The sequence below is a fragment of the Arthrobacter sp. 10T425 genome (genome assembly GCF_056393985.1).
The window spans coordinates 1-420 of sequence record NZ_JBFTGZ010000094.1; the positions used below are offsets into that span (position 1 = coordinate 1).

At 48.3% G+C, this 420-nt stretch carries 1 protein-coding gene; it reads right to left on the reverse strand.

The annotated features are described in order from the left end of the window. A partial coding sequence (locus tag AC1DDH_RS20675) for a peptidoglycan recognition protein family protein (protein WP_476956245.1) occupies positions 1-385 on the reverse strand: 385 nt, incomplete at its 3' end. Between the last annotated feature and the right edge of the window lie 35 nt (positions 386-420).

Below are 420 nucleotides of genomic sequence, written 5' to 3' on the forward strand. Positions count from 1 at the left end.
GGAAGGGTAGCGCTCGGGCCAAGGCTTTCTTGTGTTCGTGTATCGATAGCTTTGTATATTGAAGTTGAATTGCAGTGGTCAGCTTCAATTCAGCAGGCGAGCATTTGTGCGTAACAATGCAGCGTGACTGTAGTTTTCCCACGTGTCTGGTGATTTTCTTCAGCGAAGCTGTTTGATATATCGTCCCGTCCTTGTCGATCAGGAAATGGGCGCCGAGCGCGCCTTTCGCTCGATAGCTGCTGAATGTACTTTCAGTTGTAGAGCCATCTGTCTGGTGAACGATAATCCCATTTACCCTGTCCATCGGCCCCCGTTCAATGTTCGGGAAGATCTTGACCTTGACGCGTTCAGCGTCGACTCGACCATTCTTGTCGATAAAGAACATATGTGTTTCCCAGTCAGATTGATTTGTTTACCTTC